This window comes from Vibrio sp. 10N.286.51.C3 (assembly GCF_003050065.1).
Classification (GTDB): domain Bacteria; phylum Pseudomonadota; class Gammaproteobacteria; order Enterobacterales; family Vibrionaceae; genus Vibrio; species Vibrio crassostreae.
In genome coordinates this window covers 26,050-47,127 of record NZ_PIGC01000009.1, presented here as the reverse complement: position 1 = coordinate 47,127, position 21,078 = coordinate 26,050, and the positions used below count along the sequence as shown (strand labels likewise).

Sequence of the window (21,078 nt, the reverse complement as noted above, 5' to 3'; positions counted from 1 at the left end):
TATGAAAATTCTTTTGTTGACCCAATGGTTCGATCCGGAGCCAACTTTTAAAGGCCTTCTTTTTGCACAAGCTTTACGCGATAAGGGGCATGAAGTTGAGGTTCTTACTGGCTTTCCGAATTATCCAGGGGGAAAAGTGTACGATGGTTATAAAATTAACGGCTATCAGAAAGAGGTTATGGATGGGATAACGCTTCATCGAGCACCTTTATATCCAAGCCACGATGGCTCTGCAGTTAAACGAATTTTTAATTATATGTCGTTTGCGGTAAGTTCTTTTATTATCGGGCTTTTAAAAACTAGAAATATTGATGTTATTTATAGTTATCATCCTCCTTTGACGACATCATTATCAGCTTGTTTATTAGGGTTTTGTAAGAGGGTGCCCTTTGTTGTGGATGTACAAGACTTATGGCCTGATACGTTATCTGCGACTGGGATGGTTAATAACAAGAAAGTTCTTAACGTAGTAGGCAAAGTTTGTGATCTCGTATATAAAAGAGCATCTAAAGTTGTCGTTTTATCACCAGGTTTCAAAAAAAGACTCGTGTCAAGGGGGGTACCTGCCGAAAAAGTCGAAGTTATTTATAATTGGTGTAATGAACCAGCTTTAGATAACTTTGAGCTGACAGATATTAAATTGCCAGAAAACGGAAACTTAAACCTGTTATTTGCTGGCAACCTTGGTTTTGCCCAAGGATTACCTTCTATTGTCAAGGCGGCAGAGATACTACAAAGTAATTGTGTTGGCGTAAATATAGTTTTTCTAGGTGACGGTGTTGCTAAGCAAGCCGCTATAGAGGCTACTGAAGAACTAAAGCTAAATAATGTATATTTTTTACCAAGAGTTTCTATGCAACAAGTTGGTTCGTTGCTTTCTTGTGCTGATATGCTTCTTGTTCATTTAAACAAAAATGAATTATTTGAAATTACAGTACCTTCGAGAACTCAAGCAAACATGGCAATAGGTAAACCCATTATTATGGGGGTTGCGGGCGACGCTTCTGATTTAATTAATAAAGCTAAAGCTGGGATTTCTTGTCAACCTGATAACCCTGAATCTTTAGCTGAGGCTGTAACGAATATCTGTTCTTTGACCGAGTTGGAAAGGTTAAGCTTAGGTGAAGCTGGTAAACAGTATTACGAACAACACCTTTCATTGAAGCAAGGTGTTAATAAGTTTATTTCGATTTTTGAGGAAGTTAAGTGAAAAGAATCTTTGATTTTATCGTATCTTTGACTGCTTTGATTGTATTGTTACCAATCATTGCTTTAGTCGCTTGGAAGATCCGAAAAAACCTTGGCTCCCCAGTTTTATTTCGTCAAACTCGTCCAGGGTTGAATGGAAAATCCTTTGAAATGTTCAAGTTTCGCAGTATGAAAGATGCTGTTGATGCTAATGGTAACCTGCTACCTGACGACCAACGTATGACGCCGTTTGGCGGTAAGTTACGTTCAAGTAGCTTGGATGAATTACCAGGGCTTTGGAATGTTTTAAAAGGTGATATGAGCTTAGTTGGTCCTCGTCCTTTATTAGTGCAGTACCTCCCTCTTTATAACAAAGAACAAGCTCGCCGACATGACGTTCGTCCTGGGGTTACTGGTTGGGCGCAAGTTAATGGCCGCAATGCGATCAGTTGGGAAGAGAAATTCACGTTAGATGTTTGGTATGTAGATAACCGAACATTTTGGTTGGACATAAAAATTTTATATCTAACGGTAAAAAAGGTTTTTGTAAAGGAAGGTATCTCAGCTGATGGACACGTCACTATAGAACCTTTTACTGGCTCAAAAAGCCAAGGCTCACAAAGTCATGATAGTAGTCACTCATGAAAAGCTGCGCAATTTTAGGTGCTAGTGGACATGGTAAGGTAGTTGCAGAGATAGCTGAGTTAAATGGCTATCAAAATATTTCTTTCTTTGATGATCGTTGGCCTAGCTTGACTACTGTCGAGCATTGGTTGGTGTCTGGTGATACAAGTACGCTTTTAGCTAACGTAAAAGAGTATGATCTTACTATCGTAGCTATTGGCCACAACGCAACTCGCTGTGTAAAGCAGCGAGAGTTAAAACAAGCGGGCGCCAAGTTTGGTGTTATTGCACACCCTAGCGCAGTTGTAAGTAAACACGCCAAGATTGGTATAGGTTCGGTTGTGATGGCGAATGCGGTTATTAACCCGTTCAGCAACCTTGGAATGAGCTGCATTATTAATACGGGCTCAACTGTTGATCATGACTGTCAGCTTGCTGATGGAGTACACGTTAGTCCAGGTGCAAATTTAGCTGGCGGTGTCGAGGTTGGTGAAAACTCTTGGGTGGGTATCGGTAGTCAAATTAACCAACTTGTTATCGTTGGCTGTGGAGTAACCATTGGTGCGGGTTCAAGTGTTGTAAAGAATGTTCCAAATTTTCAAACCGTAGTGGGCTCTCCAGCTCATGAGCTTATCAAATCATAAAAATTAAAACTGATTAGGTGACATCGTGCTTAATACATCATTTTCCCCATGGCCTTCGTTTACTCAAGAAGAAGCGGACGCCGTAAGTAAGGTTGTACTTTCAAATAAAGTTAACTATTGGACGGGTCAAGAAGGTCGTGAATTCGAAAAAGAATTTTCCGCCTGGGTTAGCTGTAAATACGCAGTGGCTTTAGGTAATGGTACGCTTGCGTTAGATGTTGCGTTAAAGGCTCTTGGGGTTGGTCAAGGTGATGAAGTGGTCACCACATCACGCACTTTTTTAGCATCGGCTTCTTCCATTGTCACTGCTGGTGCTACGCCTGTTTTTGCGGATGTTGATCTGAACAGTCAGAACATTACTGCGGAATCTATTGAGGCGGTATTAACACCAAAAACCAAAGTTGTGATTGTTGTTCACCTCGCGGGTATGCCTGCCGAGATGGATGCAATTATGGCACTCTCTGAAAAGCATGGCTTCAAGGTTATTGAAGATTGTGCTCAGGCACATGGTGCAAAATACAAAGGCCGTAGTGTCGGTACTATTGGTCATATTGGTGCTTGGTCTTTTTGCCAAGACAAGATCATGACCACAGGTGGCGAAGGCGGCATGGTAACCACTAACAACAAAGACCTATGGTCGTTTATGTGGTCTTATAAGGATCATGGTAAAAGCTTTGATGCTATTTACAACCGCGAGCACCCACCAGGCTTTCGTTGGCTTCATGAAAGCTTTGGTACCAACTGGCGCATGACAGAAATGCAAGCGGTTATTGGTCGTATCCAAATCCAACGCATGGCTGAGTGGACTAAAAAACGTCAAGCAAACGCAGCCGCAATTGAAGCGGGGATTGCTGACCTTCCGATCATTCGTAGTGTAGAAATTCCTGAGTACATTGAACATGCAGAATATAAGCATTATATCTTTATTCGCCCAGAGCATTTAAAACCAAGTTGGAATCGTGACAAAATTGTTGACGCGATTGTTGGGCAAGGTGTCCCAGTATATCAAGGTAGTTGTTCTGAAGTTTATCGAGAAAAAGCATTTGATGGTACAAGTTACAGACCTAAAACGCCGCTAAAGAATGCAGTTGAGCTAGGTGAAACAAGTTTAATGTTCTTAGTTCATCCAACGTTGACTCAAGCAGAAATAAATGAAACTTGCCGCGTGTTACGTAAAGTTCTTTTAGAAGCCCAGAGTTAAGTTGATACACAAACCTTTTAACTCAAGTTAAGATTTTTTATTAAAACGTCAGTATAATGCTGACGTTTTATTTTTATAAGTGGATGATATGGTTAGGCTCAATTACATTTGGAATCTTTCTCGTTTTAACAAGCGAATGATTAGTGTTTTGATTGATTCACTTTTTGTTATAGCTTCGTTTTATGCTGCATATTGGACTCGCATTGGCCATATTAAACCTTTAAATGATGTGCTTAATCAATATGTGCTAATAGGTACTTTGTTGGTTACATTGCTTACATTTAGTAAGTTAGGTTTGTATCGAGCTGTTTTGCGTTATCTTACTTTTCATGCGTTAGCTGTCGTTAGTATAGGTACTTTAGTCTCAGCTACGACGGTGGCGTTTCTTGCATTTTATTTGGATGCATCTGTACCCCGCTCTGTTCCCATTATTTACGGAACTTTCTTATGTCTACTTTGCGGTGGTTCCCGGCTAGTTGTGCGCGTGCTAGTTGCACAAGCTAATAGTAAAGGCCGTAAAAAAGTCTTAATTTATGGAGCAGGGTCTGCAGGGCGCCAGCTAGCATTAGCATTAAGAACGTCTGAAACTCATAAGGTCGTAGGCTTCATTGATGAAGACAAAACATTAGAAAACACTATCATTATGGGGCTGCGTGTTTTCGATATTAGTGAATCTGAATCTGTACTTAATCGACAAAGCGTAGAACAAATTCTACTCGCAATTCCTAGTGCTTCTCGGTCAAGGCGCAAGCAGATTTTAGACTCGTTATTTCATCTGCCAGCTGAAGTTCTTACCGTTCCTGATATGAAAGATATTGTCGAAGGTAGGGCGAGTATTGATGAGTTGAAAGACGTACCAATCGAAGACCTATTAGGTCGGGACCCCGTAGCACCTCAACAGTCACTAATGGAAGCCAATATCAAAGGAAAAGTGGTAATGGTTACAGGGGCTGGAGGGTCGATTGGTTCAGAGCTTTGTCGTCAGATCGTCAAACAAAATCCAACTACCTTATTGTTGTTTGAGTTATCTGAGTTTGCTTTATACCAAATTGACCGTGAACTATCGCTATTGGTGGAAGAACTTAGCCTCGATGTGGATATCATTCCACTACTTGGTTCTGTGCAACGTGTTAATCGTTTAGCTACTGTGATGAAAAGCTTTAATGTTCAAACGGTGTATCATGCCGCGGCTTATAAACATGTCCCTTTAGTCGAGTATAATGTGGTCGAGGGTGTGCGTAATAACGTCTTCGGTACTTACTATACAGCTAAGGCTGCTATTGAAGCGAATGTTGAATCGTTTGTTCTTATCTCAACAGATAAAGCTGTTAGGCCCACAAATGTTATGGGGACAACTAAACGTGTGGCTGAACTCGGACTTCAAGCTTTAGCTCAACAAGAAAAAACCAAACAGAACGGAACGCGTTTTTGTATGGTGCGCTTTGGTAATGTTTTAGGGTCTTCTGGTTCTGTGATTCCTTTATTTAAAAGACAGATAGCTCAAGGTGGGCCGATTACTGTTACCCACCCAGACATAATCCGTTACTTCATGACTATTCCCGAAGCAGCCCAGCTAGTGATACAAGCTGGGGCCATGGGCAAAGGTGGTGATGTGTTTGTACTTGATATGGGGGAGCCTGTTAAAATTACCGATTTAGCTACAAACCTTGTCAACTTATCTGGACTTGAAGTTAAAGATGAACAGCACCCTTATGGAGATATTGAAATCTTGTTCTCTGGTTTGCGACCGGGTGAAAAGTTATATGAAGAGCTATTAATTGGCGACAACGTCGCGCAAACCGCCCACGAGCGGATCATGACCGCCAATGAATCATTTTTACCGATTGATGAATATAAACAGTTGATGGATGATTTAGATGCAGCGTGTCATAACTTTGAGCATGAAAAAATTCGTCAGCTTTTATTGAGTTCTCCAGCCGAATTTTCCCCTACAGATGGTATAGGTGATTTAGTTTGGTTGCGTAACAATAAGTAATCCAAATACAAATTATAAGGTATTGCTTATGATTTACTCATTTACTTGATTGTGGTTATTATTTATGATGATCAATCAGTTGTTTAAGCTGAGCAACTGATTGAGGGTGTGAAAACTATCCTCTACATATAAACGTTTATATTAATGGAAATCATTATGAAAAAGATGGCTCTAGCAGCTGCATTAGCAGTTAGCTTCTCAGGTGCTGCATTTGCAGCAGAAACGACAGCAGCAGCTGGCACTGGTACTGGCGCGAGCACAGGTACAGCAGCAGGCGCTGGTGCATCTGCAGCAGCAGCGGGCACAGCAACAACAGTTGCAGTTGCGACAGCAGCAGTAGCGGCAGCAGCAGCAGTAGCGGTTGCTTCTAACGAAAGCGGTGCAACGACTACAACAACTACTCGATAATTTTTGAGTAATACATGTTTTAGTTAACGTATGTTTAAAACCATTTTATGTGAAAGCATAAAGTGGTTTTTTTTATATCAGATTTTCATATTGGACAGCAGCAACCAGATTGCTAGGAAGCAGAACTCGTCATGCTTAAACCTCTAATCATATCTCTTGGTCTTTTTCTTGCTGGTTGTTCTCAGCAGTTTCAAGACGTCAATTCTACTTTTGATGAAGCCTTTTTTGGAAGCTCTGATGTTGAGCTGTCGAAGGAATACATTCAAACCTTACCGTACTCCAGCATTTACGCGGAAGTGAATGACCAAGGTAAAATCTTCATGGTCTTAGCGTACGTCGGTGAAAACCCTCAAACGGGCGCAGAGCAGTTAAAGTGGATGTCTTCTGACAAAGCGATGATCGTCACTGAAAATGGACGTATCGTACAAACGATATTGCTTCCTTACGAAAACCTCTCTGGTTTGGCATTCCAACCGTTGGATGCATTCTCTTCTGCAAACAGCTCGTCAGCAGATTCTTCTTCTGCGTTTGATGTGTCAGCGAACCCCGGAGCCCAAAAGTGGCAAGCGGTTTACGACTGGCAACCCAACTATCGATTCGGCTATAAAGCAAATATCACCCGAACGTATGCGGGAAATGAAACGGTCGAAACACCGTTAGCGTCTATCGATACTAAGAAGTTTAAAGAAAAAATTAGTTTCCCTATGTTAGAGCAAGAGATCACCAACGAGTATTGGGTCGACAGCAAAGGCAAAGTGGTCAAAACCATACAGTATTTAGGCCCTGATATGACAAGGCTTGAGTTAACCGTCCTTAAGCATTATCAAAGCAATTAACGAACAGGGTAATGAACTAAAATGATGAATTATATTAGTCACGCATCAAAAATGACGGGGCGTCGGTTGCCAGTAGTGAGTGCTCTGTTAATGATGAGCGCTTTGTTTGCTTTGAGCTCCGCTTCTGCGGCTTCTAATTTTGTTACACCTGATGGCTCTTCTTTAGTGAAAACAACAATCGAGCTTCCTCTTCAGGGTGTTACGCTTGAGTATAAAGCTAACGTTCGATTGCTTCAGGTGTTAGACGACGCGAACGCTAGCGGCAGCATTGGTTATTTCCCCCTTTCAGCTCAACTGTTTGATAAAACCAATATTCAAGCTAACGAATCTAACAAAGGTATCGAAACAAAAAAGCGCAATGTGCTGAACCAGCTTGAAGCTTTCGCAAGAGAAGAGCCAGAAGCAAACCTAGTGCGCCAACAATTAGCCTCTTTCCAATATCTCAATCGAGTTTTTATTGAATTAGATCGCAATGCCGTTATCTCGCAATCAGATAAGAACCCGTTACTTGTTTCAAGTTCTCGTACTAACAAGTCGTCGACCAGTCAAACTCAAATGTTTTCTCTGTACTTGCCACAACGACCAACGTCAATTCAGTTAATGGGGGCAATGAAAGAGTCGGTAACAATGAATCTGATTGAGCATGGAACCTTGAATGATTATCTAGATGCATTACCGAACGGTTTTGTTGGTGAATCAGCTGATAAAAGCGTGGCTTATGTTGTTCAGCCAGATGGTGTGGTGCAAACCATTCAATACGCTTACTGGAACGAACAGCCAGTTTATTTAGCGCCAGGTGCTATCGTGTTTATGGCGTTTTACTCTTTGCCATCGGAATACTCAACGTTGAACCAAGATATCGTCGATTTGTTACGTAATAAGGTTGGCCTGTAATGCTGAAACAGAAATCATTCCCTCTATCGACAGTGTGCACATCGGTTACCTGTGCTTTGTTAATGACCAGTAGTACCTTTGTATTTGCAGAGATGGTTTTTGCAGACACGGTTCGTGGTGAAAGGCTTAACGCAGAAACAACCATTGATTCCTCTTCGATTCGAGCAGAAAAATCATCATTCGACGACACCGAATACAGAACATCGCAAATGAACTTTGGTGGTGTTGGCCTAATGCAAATGCCAACAGGCCGAATGGCACCAGAAGGTGAGTTCAACTTTAGTGCTTCGTTTAACAATGAATACTATTTTTATAACGTCAGCCTGCAGGTGATGCCTTGGCTTGAAACCACTATTCGTTATGCTCAAGTTCAAGGTTTATTAATGAGTAACCCTGGTGCCGACGGAGATTGTTCAACAAATAATTTTAGTGGCTGCAATGAATATACAGATAAAGGAATTGATTTTAAGGTTCGCTTGATCGAAGAGGGGTATTACTTACCAGAAGTATCAGTCGGTGTGCGTGACTTTGGTGGTACTGGGCTATTCGATGGCGAATTTGTTGCGGCCACCAAACGTTTTGGCCTTGTTGACGTGACGTTAGGTATGGGGTGGGGATACATGGGCACCAGTGGTAATTTTACTAACCCATTTTGTAAGGTAAGTACTAAATTTTGTCAAAGAGAACTAGATCGGCCGGATGAAGTTGGACAAATTGAGTTTGAGCGGTGGTTTAAGGGGAATACATCTGTTTACGGTGGGTTTGAATATCAGACTCCGTATCAACCATTAACCTTGAAGCTTGAATACGACAGTAACGATTACTCTCAAGATTTCCCTACAGTATTAGGAAGTGTCGATATGACACAGCACACGCCATGGAACGTGGGTGCTGTGTTCCGTTTCACTGATTGGGGCTCAGCGAAAGTCAGCTACGAGCGAGGTGATACGCTAACCCTTGGTTTCGACCTCTCGACTAACTTCAATGAAATGTATTCGGTGTGGCGAGATACCGAAACAGCAGAATTGCGCCCAAGTGGTGTCGAGACGGTTGACGATATTGATATGGCAGCCCTGGCGGAAGAGCTTGAAACGATCGTTGGCTATGAACAAGCGCAAATCTTGGTCGACGACAACAGTATTGTCGTCAAGGGCACTCAGGTTAAATACCGAGACCGAGACATCGCCGTTGAGCGCGGTGCGACCGTGATTGCCAACGCGGTGCCGAGTTACATCGATACCTATAAAATAATTGAAAACGATAAATCGATGGAACTCACCGAGACAACGGTAGATGCACAAGCGTTCAAAGCGGCGGCGAACAACAATTACCTTAATGCTCAAACCAGTGACGCAACCGATACTCACGAATTAGAGCGTAAGAAGTCCGTTATCTATCATGATGGGCGTGAGCGCTTCGATGTGTCGATTTCACCAAACCTCGCTCAATCGTTTGGTTCGGCTGAAAACTTCTACTTGTACAGTTTGGGTTTATACACTAACGCTTCGTTCTGGGCGTTAAACAATGTTGAACTGTCGGGCTCGCTTTACGTTAACTTAATCGATAACTACGACAAGTTTAATTACGAAATCCCATCAGACGGCACTGACCAAACACCAAGGGTAAGAACCTTGTTCCGCTCTTACGTTGACGATCCAGTTCGCTTAGATCGCTTACAGCTGACTTGGTTTGAAGACTACGGCAGCGGTGTCTACACCCAAGCTTACGGCGGCTACCTTGAAAGCATGTTCGCGGGTGTGGGTGGCGAAATCCTGTATCGTCCATTCAACCAAAACTGGGCGATTGGCGCAGACATGACCGCGATCAGCCAACGAGACCCTGAAAGCTGGTTTGGTACGTTTGATCAAGAGATCCAAGTCAACCCAGACGACAGCAGCCGAACGTATAAAGTGATCGATAAAGGCACTACTGGCTTCATTACCGGTTACTACACCCCACAATGGGATTTCTTGAGCGATACCTTACTGAAAGTCGGCGTAGGTAAATTCCTTGCGGGTGATATTGGTACTCGTGTCGATTTCTCTAAGCAGTTCAAGAGCGGAGTGATTGCTGGCGCGTTTGTCAGCCTAACCGACATGACAACTGAAGAGTACGGTGAAGGCAGCTACACCAAAGGCTTCTATGTATCGATTCCGTTTGATCTCGTTACCGTGAAACCAAGCTCAAGCCGCGCTGGCTTTACCTGGTTACCGATCACGCGTGACGGCGGCCAAGTGCTGAACAAACAATACAACTTGTTCGATCAAACCGATGCGCGCTCACCTTGGTTCCAAAGACCGAGTAGCGTGAAGTAGCTTGAAAGCAGATGCGGGTAAACGAGTAATCGTGTATCGAAGAGCGAGAAAAGATAGATGCGGGTAACGAGTAAGCGGGATACGAAGAGCGAAAAAAGATAGATACGGGTGACGAGTAGACGGGATACGAAGAGCGAGAAAAGATAGATACGGGTGACGAGTAAGCGGGATACGAAGAGCGAGAAAAGATAGATACGGGTAACGAGTAGCGAGATACGAAGAGCCGGGAAAGAGCTGTTTTGAATAATCGAGATTTGAACCTGCTCTTATCTCTTATCTCTTATCTCTTCGTTTACTCGTATCTCGCTACTCTCATCTGCTCTTTAGCTCTTCGAATCTCGTTCACTCGAATCCCGAATCTGCCCTTAGGCTTTTCGCATCTCGTTTACTCGAATCCCGTATCTGCCCTTAAGCTCTTCGCATCTCGTTTACTCGAATCTCGTATCTGCTCTTTAACCATTCAACTAGGTTGATAATAACCACAATTTGTGGATAATGCTTACGGATTAAACTAACCGTATGCAAGCACACTTTTTTGCTACGCCTTAGACAAAATACGCCTATTCAAATTCCATATTGATAGGGGCAGATTAACTACGCAGTGTGATGTCGCGGAATATCAAGGGGCGGTAGCGTTCCTATCTTTGATATTAAGATGGAAGCGAGGTCACGGTAATAGCTCTCCTTAGCTCTCTTAAATACTGCGTAGCTGATAAAATTGTTTGTTCTAACTTCCTTTGGGTGTCCTTTGGGATATCACGACACATTCCGTTTCTATGACTTGGTTAACATGAAGATTAATAAAAATCGTCTCCTTTTAGCGCTCCTTCCTGTATTGCTTGCAGGGTGTACTACTCCAGGAACTCACCTTTCTACTAGCAACAAGAATGTGATTCAGCCTTCAGAGGAACAACAAGAATCTGATATCTCTGATGTGGTTAACCTTTACCCACTGACAGCGCAATCAGTATCGAGTTACCGAAGCGAATCTTTATCGGTTTCCCAAGCTAACCCGACGCTAGATGTTGATATTGCAAAGTATGAATACCAAGTGGGCGTTGGTGATATCTTAAACATCACCATTTGGGATCACCCTGAACTGACCATTCCTGCTGGTTCTTACCGTAGCAGTACCGAAGCGGGTAACTGGGTTCATGCTGATGGAACCATCTTCTACCCTTACATTGGTACGGTAGAGGTTGCAGGAAAAACGGTTCGTGAAATTCGTTCTGATATAGCGTCACGTTTGGCGAAATACATCGAAAGCCCTCAGGTTGATGTTAACGTAGCGGCCTTCCGATCTAAGAAAACTTATATTACTGGTGAGGTTTCAAAACCTGGCCAGCAAGCGATTACCAATATCCCATTAACATTACTGGATGCCGTGAACCGCTCTGGTGGTTTATCTGAAGATGCGGATTGGCGTAATGTTTCATTAACCCGCAATGGCGTGGAAGAAAATCTTTCGCTTTATGGTTTGATGCAACGTGGTGACCTAACGCAAAACCGCTTACTGGAAGCGGGTGATATTGTTCACGTGCCTCGTAACGACAACCAAAAAGTATTCGTGATGGGTGAAGTTAATGACCCACAACTGTTGAAGATCGACCGTGTAGGTATGAGCCTAACCGAAGCTCTCAGCAATGTAGGCGGCATCAACCAGCTGACTGCAGATGCAACCGGCGTGTTTGTCATCCGAACTTCAGATGATAAATCAGAACGCATGGCGGACATCTATCAACTGAATATGGAAGACGCATCAGCTTTAGTCATTGGTACCGAGTTTGATTTAAGACCTTACGACATTGTTTACGTAACGGCAGCACCAATCAGCCGGTGGAACCGTGTAATCGGTCAGCTTGTACCGACCATTTCAGGCTTCAACGACCTAACCGAAGGTATGTTGCGCGTCCGTAATTGGTAATAAGCCCTGGTTTGTAATAAACCCTAATTAATCATCAGGTTGCATTGTACGTGTAACCTGATTTTTACATCTAAAAGTAAACCCAGTTTATAAGCCCAATACAATTAGAGACCATTATGTTTAATAAAATTTTAGTCGTATGTGTGGGCAACATTTGTCGTTCCCCGACCGGAGAGCGCGTTCTTCAAAAATTGCTACCGAACAAAGAAGTGGCCTCTGCCGGTATCGCGGCCGAGAAAAGCCGTTTAATCGGTAAGCCAGCAGACGACACGGCGATTTTAATTGCCGCTGAAAATGGTGTCGATGTTGAAAATCATCAGTCGCAGCAAGTTACACCACAGCTGTGTGCCCAATATGATTTGATATTGGTGATGGAGAAGGGCCATATGGAGGCGCTCACTCAAATATCACCGGAAGCGCGTGGTAAAACCATGCTATTTGGCCAGTGGATAGGTCAGAAAGACATTCCAGATCCGCACCGTCAAAGCCGTGAAGCGTTTGAATATGCTTATAAGCTGATTGACGAAGCAGCGCAATCTTGGGTAAAAAAACTGTAGGTTTAAATGCAGTAGATTTTAGATGCAGTAGGTTTTAAATAGACAGCTTTTTAAATGTCATGCTCTAAACATAAGCTTGGCTAAGCCACCAACAGAATCATATAAAAGAGAAGTACGCGGAGCGTATATATCGTCTCTTAAATAGCAATAATTTAGGAAGTAGCAAACAAATGACAACACAACCCTCTCAGCAATCGCATACAGATAACTCTGATGAGATAGATTTAGGAAAACTGCTTGGCATTCTGCTGGACGCTAAATGGCTAATCATGCTGACCACATTCGCTTTTGCTGTGTTTGGTATTGCGTTTGCATTGCTTTCAACGCCGATATACAAAGCGGATGCCCTGATCCAAATTGAAGAGAAGAGCTCTGGCGGCATTTCATCGATGGTCGGCGATATGGGCGACCTGTTTTCTCAGGAATCTTCTGCGACAACGGAAGTCGAGATCATCAAATCGCGTATGATCTTGGGCGAAACGGTTGATAAATTCAATTTAACTACCGTAACCTCTCCAAATTATGCCCCCATCGTGGGTAAAGGCTTTGCTCGTTTAACCGGTGATATCAACCACATTGTGGTGAGCCGTTTTACCTTGCCAAGCTATGCGAGCAGTTATACACACACCATTCAGATCGTCGATGCCGAACAAGGCACCTATCAACTGGTACGTGACGATGAGCGCGTTATCTTAAAAGGCAAAGTGGGTGAGCTAGCACCTTCTGATGACTACAGCTTGTTTGTAGCCGGTCTTGAATCGCACAACGGTTTTGAGTTCTCTATCGAGAAACAAAGCCGATTAGAAGCAATTGAATGGCTGAAAGAGTCTTTATCTCTGTCAGAGCAAGGTAAGCAAACCGGCATTCTGAAACTGAGCTTTGAAGGCGAAAACAAACAGCAGATTTCTGAAATCCTTAACCACATTAGCCAGATCTACTTCTTACAGAACGTGAAGCGTAACTCAGCCGAAGCAGAAAAAAGCCTAGAGTTCTTAGAGAGCCACCTTCCGGGTATTAAATCTGAGCTAACAGGCTATGAAGACGTACTAAACAATTATCGTCAAAAGAACGAATCGATCGATTTGGGTTTAGAAGCGCAATCAACCTTGAAGGTAATGGTAGAGCTTGAAGCTCAATTAAATGAACTAACGTTTAAAGAGAGTGAAATCAGCCAGCGTTTCACTAAAGATCACCCTGCATACAAAGCCCTGCTTGATAAGCGCAAAACACTATTAAGTGAGAAAGAGCGCCTAAACAAGCAAGTGCAAAAGCTTCCGAAAACACAGCGTGAAGTACTGCGTATGACACGTGATGTTGAAGTAAACCAACAAATCTACATTCAGCTGTTAAACAAGGTTCAAGAGCTGAGCATCATCAAAGCCGGTACGGTTGGTAACGTTCGTATCTTAGATGACGCGCAAGCCTATGCTCGCGCCGTTAAACCGAAGAAGCCATTGATTGTTGTGTTAGCAACGCTGCTGGGTGGCATGCTAAGCGTCGCGTTTGTATTAGTGAAAGCGGCGTTCCACCGTGGTGTTGAAAGCCCAGACCAAATTGAACAAATTGGCTTGCCTGTTTACGCAGCGGTACCAAAATCTGATTTACAGATTGAGCTAACCAACCGCTTTAAATCGAAGAAAGTACAAACAAAAGGCGTTCAAGCATTGCTTGCCGAATCGAACCCTGCGGATCTTTCGGTTGAAGCACTGCGTGGTCTGCGTACTAGCTTGCACTTCGCAATGCTCGAAGCGAAAAACAATATCTTGATGATCTCTGGCCCTGCGCCAGGCATTGGTAAGTCATTCATCTCGACCAACTTTGCCGCAGTAGCCGCAAAAACAGGCCAAAAGGTATTATTGATTGATGCCGATATGCGTAAAGGTTACCTACAACAAAGCTTTGGCGTGAACTGGGACAACGGTCTTTCTGATGTATTGAGCAGCAAACAAGAGTTCACTCAATCAGTGAAGTCTACGCCAGTTGAAAACCTAGAAATTATTACTCGCGGCCAAGTGCCACCTAACCCATCTGAACTGCTGATGCACCCACGCTTTGCCGAGCTAATGGAATGGGCATCAAAAGAGTATGACTTGGTGATCGTCGATACCCCACCAGTACTCGCGGTAACCGACCCAAGCATCGTCGGCGCCTTCGCTGGCACCACATTAATGGTCGCGCGTTACGGTCAAAACACCATTAAAGAGATCGATGTAGCTCGCAACCGCTTCGAGCAATCGGGCATCGAAGTGAAAGGCGTTATCTTCAACGCCATCGAGAAGAAAGCATCAAGCTCATATGGTTATGGTTACTACAACTACACGTATTCGAGCGACAAGAAGTAGATAAGAGCAGTAACGAGATGCGAGTAGCGAAGAGCAGATACGGGATGCGAGTTATCGAGTATCGAAAAAATAAGAGCTAAAGAGCTGAAAGGCAGATACGAGATGAGAGTGGCGAGATACGAAAAGCGCCACTCGAGTCCGCTCTTCATATCTTCGTTACTCGTTTACTCGCATCTGCTCCTCTAGCTTTTCGCATTCCGTTTACCCGCTACTCGAATCTGCTCTTTGGCTCTTCGTATCTCGTTTACCCGCCACCCGAATCTGCTCTTTGGCTCTTCGTATCTCGTTTACCCGCCACCCGCACCTACTTTTTAACCACTCGCATCCGCTCTTAGTCTCTCCGCATCTCGATACCCGTCACCCGCATCTGCTCTTAGTCTCTTCGCATCCCGTTTACCCGTCACTCGAATCTGCTCTTTAGCTCTTCGCATCTCGCTTACTCGCATCCCGCATCTGCTCTTAAGCCTTTCGAATCTCGTTTACCCGTCACTCGCATCCGCTCTTGAGCCTTTCGCATCTCGCTTACTCGAATCCCGCAACTGCTCTTCAAGCTCTTCGCTACTCGCTACCCGCTACTCGCATCCGCTCTTAGTCTCTCCGCATCTCGCTTACCCGTCACTCGCACCCGCTCTTCAAGCTCTTCGAATCTCGCTTACTCGAATCCCGCATCTGCTCTTCAAGCTCTTCGAATCTACTCGCATCCGCTCTTTAAGCTCTTCGAATCTCGCTACCCGTCACTCGCATCCGCTCTTTAAGCTCTTCGAATCTCGTTTACCTGCCACCCTCATCTGCTCCTCTAGCTTTTCGCATCTCGATTACTCGCATCCCGCATCTGCTCTTCTACTTCTTAACCACGCCACCCGTTAAATACAATCCAATCGCCGCTAGCACAGGATAACCAAACGCTTCATTGGTCATTTCCCCCAACGGTTTCCAATCGTAGCCGTGCATACAACCTAAAATAACCATCACATGCAGCGCCACATAAGGAATGGTGAACAACAACACGATGTAGCGCTGTACCAACTTAAAAGGTTCATACGCTTTAAGCAGTGCCAGCTTGTGCTTCGCTTTTTCTTCATCAGTAAAAAACATCGCATCTCCTGTGTTGGTGATTGCATCTAACCCCTTGTTAATGGAAGACTGGCTCCCAAATATTCTTCCGAACAATGTCATACTGCTCCTTGGTTGATTGATTGGCTTTGACCGCATGTATAGCCTTTGACAGTCTAACCCTCTCGCTCTTCATCTCTGCTTTCCCGCTCTTCCTGCTTTTCGCATCTCGCTTACCCGAATCCCGCATCTGCTCTTCAAGCTCTTCGAATCTCGCTACCCGTCACTCGCATCCGCTCTCTTAGCTCTTCGCATCTCGATACCCGAATCCCGTTACTGCTCTTCAAGCTCTTCGCATCTCGTTTACCCGAATCCCGCAACTGCTCTTCAAGCTCTTCGCATCTCGTTTACTCGCATCCCGCATCTGCTCTTAGTCTCTTCGAATCTCGCTACCCGCCACTCTCATCTGCTCTTAAGCCTTTCGCTACTCGTTTACTCGCATCCCGTATCTGCTCTTATGCTCTTAAAGCCATAACCGGACACGCCTTATTCACGCCCCAATCTTTATGCCCCTTAACATTCTCATCTGAAATCAAGAACTGCTCTTGTAGTGCAGCAGTCAAACCAAACAGTGCCTTACGCTGCGCAAGCGTAAAGTTATCTTCTGGTTGCAGGTCGGCATTACAGCCACCGACCATACAAATCCCAATATTGCCCTTGTTGTGTCCTTTCACATGCGCGCCGGTTTGCGACAGCGGCCTGCCGAGTTCGACATCCCCATTGCGACGAATAACAAAGTGATACCCGACATCGCGCCAGCCTCTCTTTTTATGCCATCGACGAATCTCGGCTACGTCTACATCTTGCTTTGGTGACGTTGCGCTGCAATGCACAGTAATAAAAGAGTATGGCGGGCAATGAGGTAAGCGGAGTAAAACCGAAACCAGACTGAAAGAGTAGGATGCTGAAGGTAAGCAAGGCTCTAACGAAGGGATGAGCTCTATAGTGCCAGCTTCTTTTTTAGAATTCGCGAGGGCTTTCGAGTCAGTCAGTTCTTGTGAGCAATCCCGCTCACGTGAACGAGTAGGATTTTGTAAACAAGTCCGCTCTTGCAAAACAGCAGGCGATTCTAACGACTGGTGTGGAACTCGATCAGTTGCTGGTGGAGTGTTTGACAAAATAAATCCTCGTGTTGTTGTAACCAAGTGATTAAAGACGTTGATAACGATTCTTTTAAATTGGGGTGTAATGCGATGTGTTGGCGCAAACTGGCGGCTACGGTTTTTGCATAACCAGAGTGGTGGTTGACATAACGTAAATACATTACGCAATAACCCAGTGGCTGCCTGCGTCGTGCTCGGCTGATCATCCAACAAATGTCCTCATAGCTGGGATCTCCAAAACATTGATCTTCAAAGTCAGAGCCTTCAAAACAGTCATCTTCGGAGCGGTTTAGTTCTTCACTAGGCCAATCGTCATAAACCTTGTCTTTATAAACCCCAGCTTCACTGCACCCGCTGCTATGGCTAAAAAATAACGACTGGCGCGACTGAGTGAGGGAATAAGCTCGGCACTCGATGCTCGCCATACCGGGTTGATACGCTGAAATAAAAAGAGAAACTATCGCCTTCATTAAGCACCTTATTGCTGCATGGGGAGGGCAATGTACTGCAACATTCTTGATTGGGGTTGGTGGCAATTATGTAAAAACGGAGGAAGACAAAAAAGTGAGAGGTGCTTCGAAGGTTATCAGTCTAGATGATGGTGTTGTTGCATATCGATGAGAGCAAGCAGGAGAAACACTTTTTGTTACTTTTTATCTCGCCTTACCTTTGCCCCTAATGCCCCAAAAAGTGTTGTTAATGCCCTTTATATCAATGGATTTCTGTACGAATGATCATTTAACAAGGAGCGTTAACCATGTGTGTTTCTCTTATTCTTTCTTTTATCCCATTAAAAACCGGCTCGCCCATCAGCAAGTTGGTGTTATTAAAATTAGCCGATAACGCAGACGCGCGCGGCGTGTGTTTTCCTTCCCTAAATTACTTAGCGCAATATTGCGAAGTGTCGGTAAGAACCGTGAAACGACACGTCAACGAGCTCGAAAAACAAGGCTTTGTGAAACGGATAAAGCGGTTTGATGATTCAGGACGCCAGCGCAGCAACATATATCAGCTGCGCCTACCCAGCGACAGCCACATTCAGCAGACCGATCTAGACCTAAATGATCAAATCGACCTAGATAACGCCAAGGTAGAACGAACAGACATACCGCAGGCCTCGCCAGAAAATGCACAGAAGACAGAGCGAGCAAAGAAAACAGAACAGGCGCAGAAAACAGATCATTCAGACACCCACCTGGGTGACTCAAGATCCAACACGGGGAGTGATCATCCTGCACACATAATCTTTCATAAAGAACATAAAACAGAGTTGAGTTTGAAAAACGGCATCTTGGATGGCAACGATGTTCTTGATCCCCCAAGCGGTTCTGAACAACATGAGATATCGATACCTCAAGCCACCACCAAACCAATAAGCCAAAAGAATGAAGCTGTGATTCACCTGCTCACCAAAGAGGGCAGCGCGCCGATTTATCATGAGTTCACCACCATACTAGAGCGCACCTACCCCAAGTTAGATGTGCTGCAAGAACTGCATGCCATGCAAGCGTGGTTGTACATCAACCCCGATAAGCGCAAACCCTTTGAGCACATTGGCCACTTTGTGAATGGCTGGCTAAGAAGAAGCGCCCAAGCCAAAGCGAAGCGAGACTCATCGCCAGTCTTTAAGCAAACAAGAGCGGATAAACAAGCTAAAGCGGCTAAGCAAACAAAAACGGTTAAACCATCAAAGAAAGCTCAATCGATAAAAGCCGTAGGATCAAGAAGAGCAGGTGCGCCTACAGCTGCTTCAAACCAAGCGCAGCCAATCAAAAGCAATCAAGCCGAAAGCAAATCTCAAAACCCCACGCCCGTCTCTCAGGCCCTAGCGGACTACCAAGCCAAAAGCACCACCAATCCGTTCGAAGCACGTATCAAGGCCCTCGTTCAATCCAAATCGCCCGGCACGGATTCTAAGCAGTGACCATTCGATTATTCACAAACGAAGCGCTTGTTCGCACAGCCCAAAGCTATTGAAAACCAATAGCTTAGTAAACCAAAAGCTTAGGAAAACCAAAGGCTAGGGCAGACCAAGCGCGAATACAGACAAAAAACGTCAAGAAACAAAAGTAGAATTAGGGAGAGGGCAAATGGACGATACCAGCCTAAAAACTGACAACGGAAGAAAAAGTAACCATTTTAGAAAAAGAGGTAGCGCGGGTTGAAGGGCGCATTGGCGAGTTCTTAGGTTTGCTTGTTAGCCATTACCCACAAGGGCTAACACGCACCGAAATTAAAGCGTTATTGGCGGTAAACAACAATCCAAGCTTCGTCTCGCTGTACCGAAACGGCAATATTTTCATTGATATAGAAAAGCGCTACTGCGATGCAGCACAAGAAAACCGCTACCACATAGGGACTCAGTATCTACAAAACGTACAATGCTTTCGTTGGGTGAATGCGTGGTGACATCTTGGTTCAAATTTCAAACTAGTCAATATGCACTTACTTTGCTAGAATACGCATCAAATTAGAAACCGTATGAAAACCGCATTAACATGAAGTACGGTGAAAAATTGTGATTCATTGCTTGTAGGAGCCAAACCTAAGGGCGGTAGCGTACCCAAATGCGGGTGGCCAGCAAATCAAAAGGGCTTCGAGCCGCAAAAAGAATGTTTTTGCAGCCTATTGGGACGGTTTTAAGAAAGTAAGCAAGCTCAAGGTTTTATAAAGGATAGCCCGCAACGGGGTGTCTCAAAGTGAATAAAAAAATGTCTCAGTGGCTTCAAAGAGGTTGAGGCAATAAGTTTAAACAAATTACTTCTTTTAATTTCATCAGTTGGTTGGAAATTCAATAAAATGACTAAGAAAAAAATTCTTACGGTTTTTGGCACACGTCCAGAAGCCATCAAAATGGCACCTTTGGTTCATGCTTTAGCTGCCGATGAGCGCTTTGAAGCAAAATGTTGTGTAACCGCACAGCACCGTGAAATGCTTGATCAAGTATTAGAGCTATTTGAAATCAAACCAGACTACGATTTGAATTTAATGAAAGCAGGCCAAACGCTTAACGAGGTGACCGCGCGCATTTTGTTAGAACTTAAACCTGTTTTAGAAGAGTTCAAACCTGATGTGGTATTAGTGCATGGTGACACAGCGACAACATTTGCTGCAAGCTTAGCCGCTTACTATGAGCAAATCGCAGTCGGTCACGTGGAAGCTGGCCTTCGCACAGGTGACATTTATTCACCATGGCCGGAAGAAGGTAATCGCCGATTAACGGGGGCGCTAACCAAATATCACTTTGCACCAACACAAACCTCAAAAGAAAACCTTCTAAAAGAAAACTTCAATCCAGAAGATATTTCAGTAACGGGTAATACCGTAATTGATGCGCTGTTGATGGTAAAAGATAAAATTGATTCTGATAAAGATTTGAACGCAACGCTTGCTGCACAGTTTCCGTTTTTAGACGAAAATAAAAAGCTGATTCTAGTGACTGGCCATCGTCGTGAAAGCTTTGGTGGTGGTTTTGAGCGCATTTGTGAATCGCTTGCTATTACTGCTAAAGATCATCCAGATACACAAATCCTGTATCCGATGCATCTTAACCCAAATGTACGTGAACCCGTCAACCGTATTCTAGCTAACATTGATAACATTCATCTTATTGAGCCTCAGCAATACCTACCATTTATCTACTTAATGAGCCGTGCACACATCATTTTGACAGACTCAGGTGGTATTCAAGAAGAAGCGCCTTCTTTAGGTAATCCTGTACTGGTGATGCGAGATACGACCGAGCGTCCAGAAGCGATTGAAGCAGGTACGGTTAAACTAGTTGGAACTGATGTAAATACGATTACTGCGAACTTGCATACTTTACTGGCCGATGAAGCGGTATATCAAGCGATGAGTTTTGCACATAACCCTTACGGCGATGGCCAAGCTTGCAAACGAATTTTGAACGAATTAGCAAAATAAAACTTTAGG

General features: G+C 44.1%; 17 protein-coding genes and 1 pseudogene. 15 read left to right on the top strand and 3 right to left on the bottom strand.

All coding sequences use genetic code 11. The annotated features are described in order from the left end of the window. The first annotated feature begins 1 nt into the window (after position 1). The 12 genes from CWO27_RS11655 to CWO27_RS11600 all read left to right on the top strand — a co-directional run bounded on the left by CWO27_RS11655 (position 2) and on the right by CWO27_RS11600 (position 14,929). On the top strand, positions 2-1,210 hold the full coding sequence (locus CWO27_RS11655) for a glycosyltransferase family 4 protein (protein WP_102433552.1): 1,209 nt from the start codon (positions 2-4) through the stop codon (positions 1,208-1,210). Then, positions 1,207-1,833 carry a sugar transferase gene (locus tag CWO27_RS11650; protein ID WP_102433551.1) on the top strand — a complete coding sequence of 209 codons (627 nt, stop codon included), beginning with the start codon at positions 1,207-1,209 and terminating at the stop codon, positions 1,831-1,833. Before CWO27_RS11655 ends, CWO27_RS11650 begins: the two co-directional genes overlap by 4 nt. Continuing rightward, positions 1,830-2,456 (top strand): acetyltransferase, encoded by a 627-nt coding sequence (locus CWO27_RS11645; RefSeq protein ID WP_102433550.1) that lies wholly within the window; start codon positions 1,830-1,832, stop codon positions 2,454-2,456. Before CWO27_RS11650 ends, CWO27_RS11645 begins: the two co-directional genes overlap by 4 nt. 25 nt (positions 2,457-2,481) lie before the next feature. Beyond that, positions 2,482-3,657 carry a DegT/DnrJ/EryC1/StrS family aminotransferase gene (locus tag CWO27_RS11640; protein WP_102433549.1) on the top strand — a complete coding sequence of 392 codons (1,176 nt, stop codon included), beginning with the start codon at positions 2,482-2,484 and terminating at the stop codon, positions 3,655-3,657. Between the two features lie 88 nt (positions 3,658-3,745). Beyond that, positions 3,746-5,653 carry a polysaccharide biosynthesis protein gene (locus CWO27_RS11635; RefSeq protein WP_102433548.1) on the top strand — a complete coding sequence of 636 codons (1,908 nt, stop codon included), beginning with the start codon at positions 3,746-3,748 and terminating at the stop codon, positions 5,651-5,653. A 156-nt stretch (positions 5,654-5,809) separates the two neighbouring features. Beyond that, positions 5,810-6,061, top strand: coding sequence for a hypothetical protein (locus CWO27_RS11630; protein WP_004733264.1), 252 nt, complete (start codon positions 5,810-5,812; stop codon positions 6,059-6,061). Positions 6,062-6,192: 131 nt separating this feature from the next. After that, positions 6,193-6,897, top strand: a complete 705-nt coding sequence (locus CWO27_RS11625; RefSeq protein WP_107899009.1) for a YjbF family lipoprotein — start codon at positions 6,193-6,195, stop codon at positions 6,895-6,897. Positions 6,898-6,918: 21 nt separating this feature from the next. Then, the gene (locus CWO27_RS11620) at positions 6,919-7,791 is read left to right on the top strand and encodes a capsule biosynthesis GfcC family protein (RefSeq protein WP_107899008.1); all 873 of its coding nucleotides are present in this window, start codon (positions 6,919-6,921) and stop codon (positions 7,789-7,791) included. After that, positions 7,791-10,106, top strand: coding sequence for a YjbH domain-containing protein (locus CWO27_RS11615; RefSeq protein WP_107899007.1), 2,316 nt, complete (start codon positions 7,791-7,793; stop codon positions 10,104-10,106). The genes CWO27_RS11620 and CWO27_RS11615 overlap by 1 nt, the downstream gene beginning before the upstream one ends. Positions 10,107-10,896: 790 nt before the next feature. Further along, positions 10,897-12,030, top strand: coding sequence for a polysaccharide export protein (locus CWO27_RS11610; protein WP_107899006.1), 1,134 nt, complete (start codon positions 10,897-10,899; stop codon positions 12,028-12,030). A gap of 116 nt (positions 12,031-12,146) precedes the next feature. Further along, a complete protein-coding gene (locus tag CWO27_RS11605) occupies positions 12,147-12,587 on the top strand; it encodes a low molecular weight protein-tyrosine-phosphatase (protein ID WP_107899005.1) in 441 nt (146 codons plus the stop codon). 170 nt (positions 12,588-12,757) lie between these two features. Further along, positions 12,758-14,929, top strand: coding sequence for a polysaccharide biosynthesis tyrosine autokinase (locus CWO27_RS11600; RefSeq protein WP_107899004.1), 2,172 nt, complete (start codon positions 12,758-12,760; stop codon positions 14,927-14,929). Between the two features lie 840 nt (positions 14,930-15,769). Here the strand turns inward: CWO27_RS11600 and CWO27_RS11595 are convergent. The 3 genes from CWO27_RS11595 to CWO27_RS11585 form a co-directional block, all read right to left on the bottom strand. Next, entirely contained in the window at positions 15,770-16,105 is a 336-nt protein-coding gene (locus CWO27_RS11595) for a hypothetical protein (RefSeq protein WP_017063134.1), read from the bottom strand. Between the two features lie 392 nt (positions 16,106-16,497). Continuing rightward, complete coding sequence (locus CWO27_RS11590) at positions 16,498-17,160, bottom strand: N-acetylmuramoyl-L-alanine amidase (protein ID WP_170960808.1); 663 nt, start codon at positions 17,158-17,160, stop codon at positions 16,498-16,500. After that, entirely contained in the window at positions 17,112-17,615 is a 504-nt protein-coding gene (locus CWO27_RS11585; protein ID WP_107899003.1) for a hypothetical protein, read from the bottom strand. The genes CWO27_RS11590 and CWO27_RS11585 overlap by 49 nt, the downstream gene beginning before the upstream one ends. A 287-nt stretch (positions 17,616-17,902) precedes the next feature. On the opposite strand from CWO27_RS11585, the gene CWO27_RS11580 reads away from it, so the two are divergent. The 3 genes and pseudogenes from CWO27_RS11580 to wecB all read left to right on the top strand — a co-directional run bounded on the left by CWO27_RS11580 (position 17,903) and on the right by wecB (position 21,069). Then, positions 17,903-19,069, top strand: a complete 1,167-nt coding sequence (locus CWO27_RS11580) for a helix-turn-helix domain-containing protein (protein WP_107899002.1) — start codon at positions 17,903-17,905, stop codon at positions 19,067-19,069. A 166-nt stretch (positions 19,070-19,235) separates the two neighbouring features. Then, positions 19,236-19,554 (top strand): annotated as a pseudogene (locus CWO27_RS11575) (hypothetical protein). 390 nt (positions 19,555-19,944) lie between these two features. Next, positions 19,945-21,069: a non-hydrolyzing UDP-N-acetylglucosamine 2-epimerase gene (gene wecB, locus CWO27_RS11570; protein ID WP_107899001.1), complete on the top strand. Its 1,125-nt coding sequence runs from the start codon at positions 19,945-19,947 to the stop codon at positions 21,067-21,069. The last annotated feature ends 9 nt before the right edge of the window (positions 21,070-21,078 follow it).

Coding starts and splice junctions, on each gene's coding strand:
- wecB (WP_107899001.1), top strand. CDS start 19,945: ATGACTAAGAAAAAAATTCTTACGGTTTTTGGCACACGTCCAGAAGCC.
- CWO27_RS11600 (WP_107899004.1), top strand. CDS start 12,758: ATGACAACACAACCCTCTCAGCAATCGCATACAGATAACTCTGATGAG.
- CWO27_RS11605 (WP_107899005.1), top strand. CDS start 12,147: ATGTTTAATAAAATTTTAGTCGTATGTGTGGGCAACATTTGTCGTTCC.
- CWO27_RS11630 (WP_004733264.1), top strand. CDS start 5,810: ATGAAAAAGATGGCTCTAGCAGCTGCATTAGCAGTTAGCTTCTCAGGT.
- CWO27_RS11625 (WP_107899009.1), top strand. CDS start 6,193: ATGCTTAAACCTCTAATCATATCTCTTGGTCTTTTTCTTGCTGGTTGT.
- CWO27_RS11620 (WP_107899008.1), top strand. CDS start 6,919: ATGATGAATTATATTAGTCACGCATCAAAAATGACGGGGCGTCGGTTG.
- CWO27_RS11595 (WP_017063134.1), bottom strand. CDS start 16,105: ATGACATTGTTCGGAAGAATATTTGGGAGCCAGTCTTCCATTAACAAG.
- CWO27_RS11655 (WP_102433552.1), top strand. CDS start 2: ATGAAAATTCTTTTGTTGACCCAATGGTTCGATCCGGAGCCAACTTTT.
- CWO27_RS11645 (WP_102433550.1), top strand. CDS start 1,830: ATGAAAAGCTGCGCAATTTTAGGTGCTAGTGGACATGGTAAGGTAGTT.
- CWO27_RS11635 (WP_102433548.1), top strand. CDS start 3,746: ATGGTTAGGCTCAATTACATTTGGAATCTTTCTCGTTTTAACAAGCGA.
- CWO27_RS11580 (WP_107899002.1), top strand. CDS start 17,903: ATGTGTGTTTCTCTTATTCTTTCTTTTATCCCATTAAAAACCGGCTCG.
- CWO27_RS11615 (WP_107899007.1), top strand. CDS start 7,791: ATGCTGAAACAGAAATCATTCCCTCTATCGACAGTGTGCACATCGGTT.
- CWO27_RS11585 (WP_107899003.1), bottom strand. CDS start 17,615: ATGAAGGCGATAGTTTCTCTTTTTATTTCAGCGTATCAACCCGGTATG.
- CWO27_RS11610 (WP_107899006.1), top strand. CDS start 10,897: ATGAAGATTAATAAAAATCGTCTCCTTTTAGCGCTCCTTCCTGTATTG.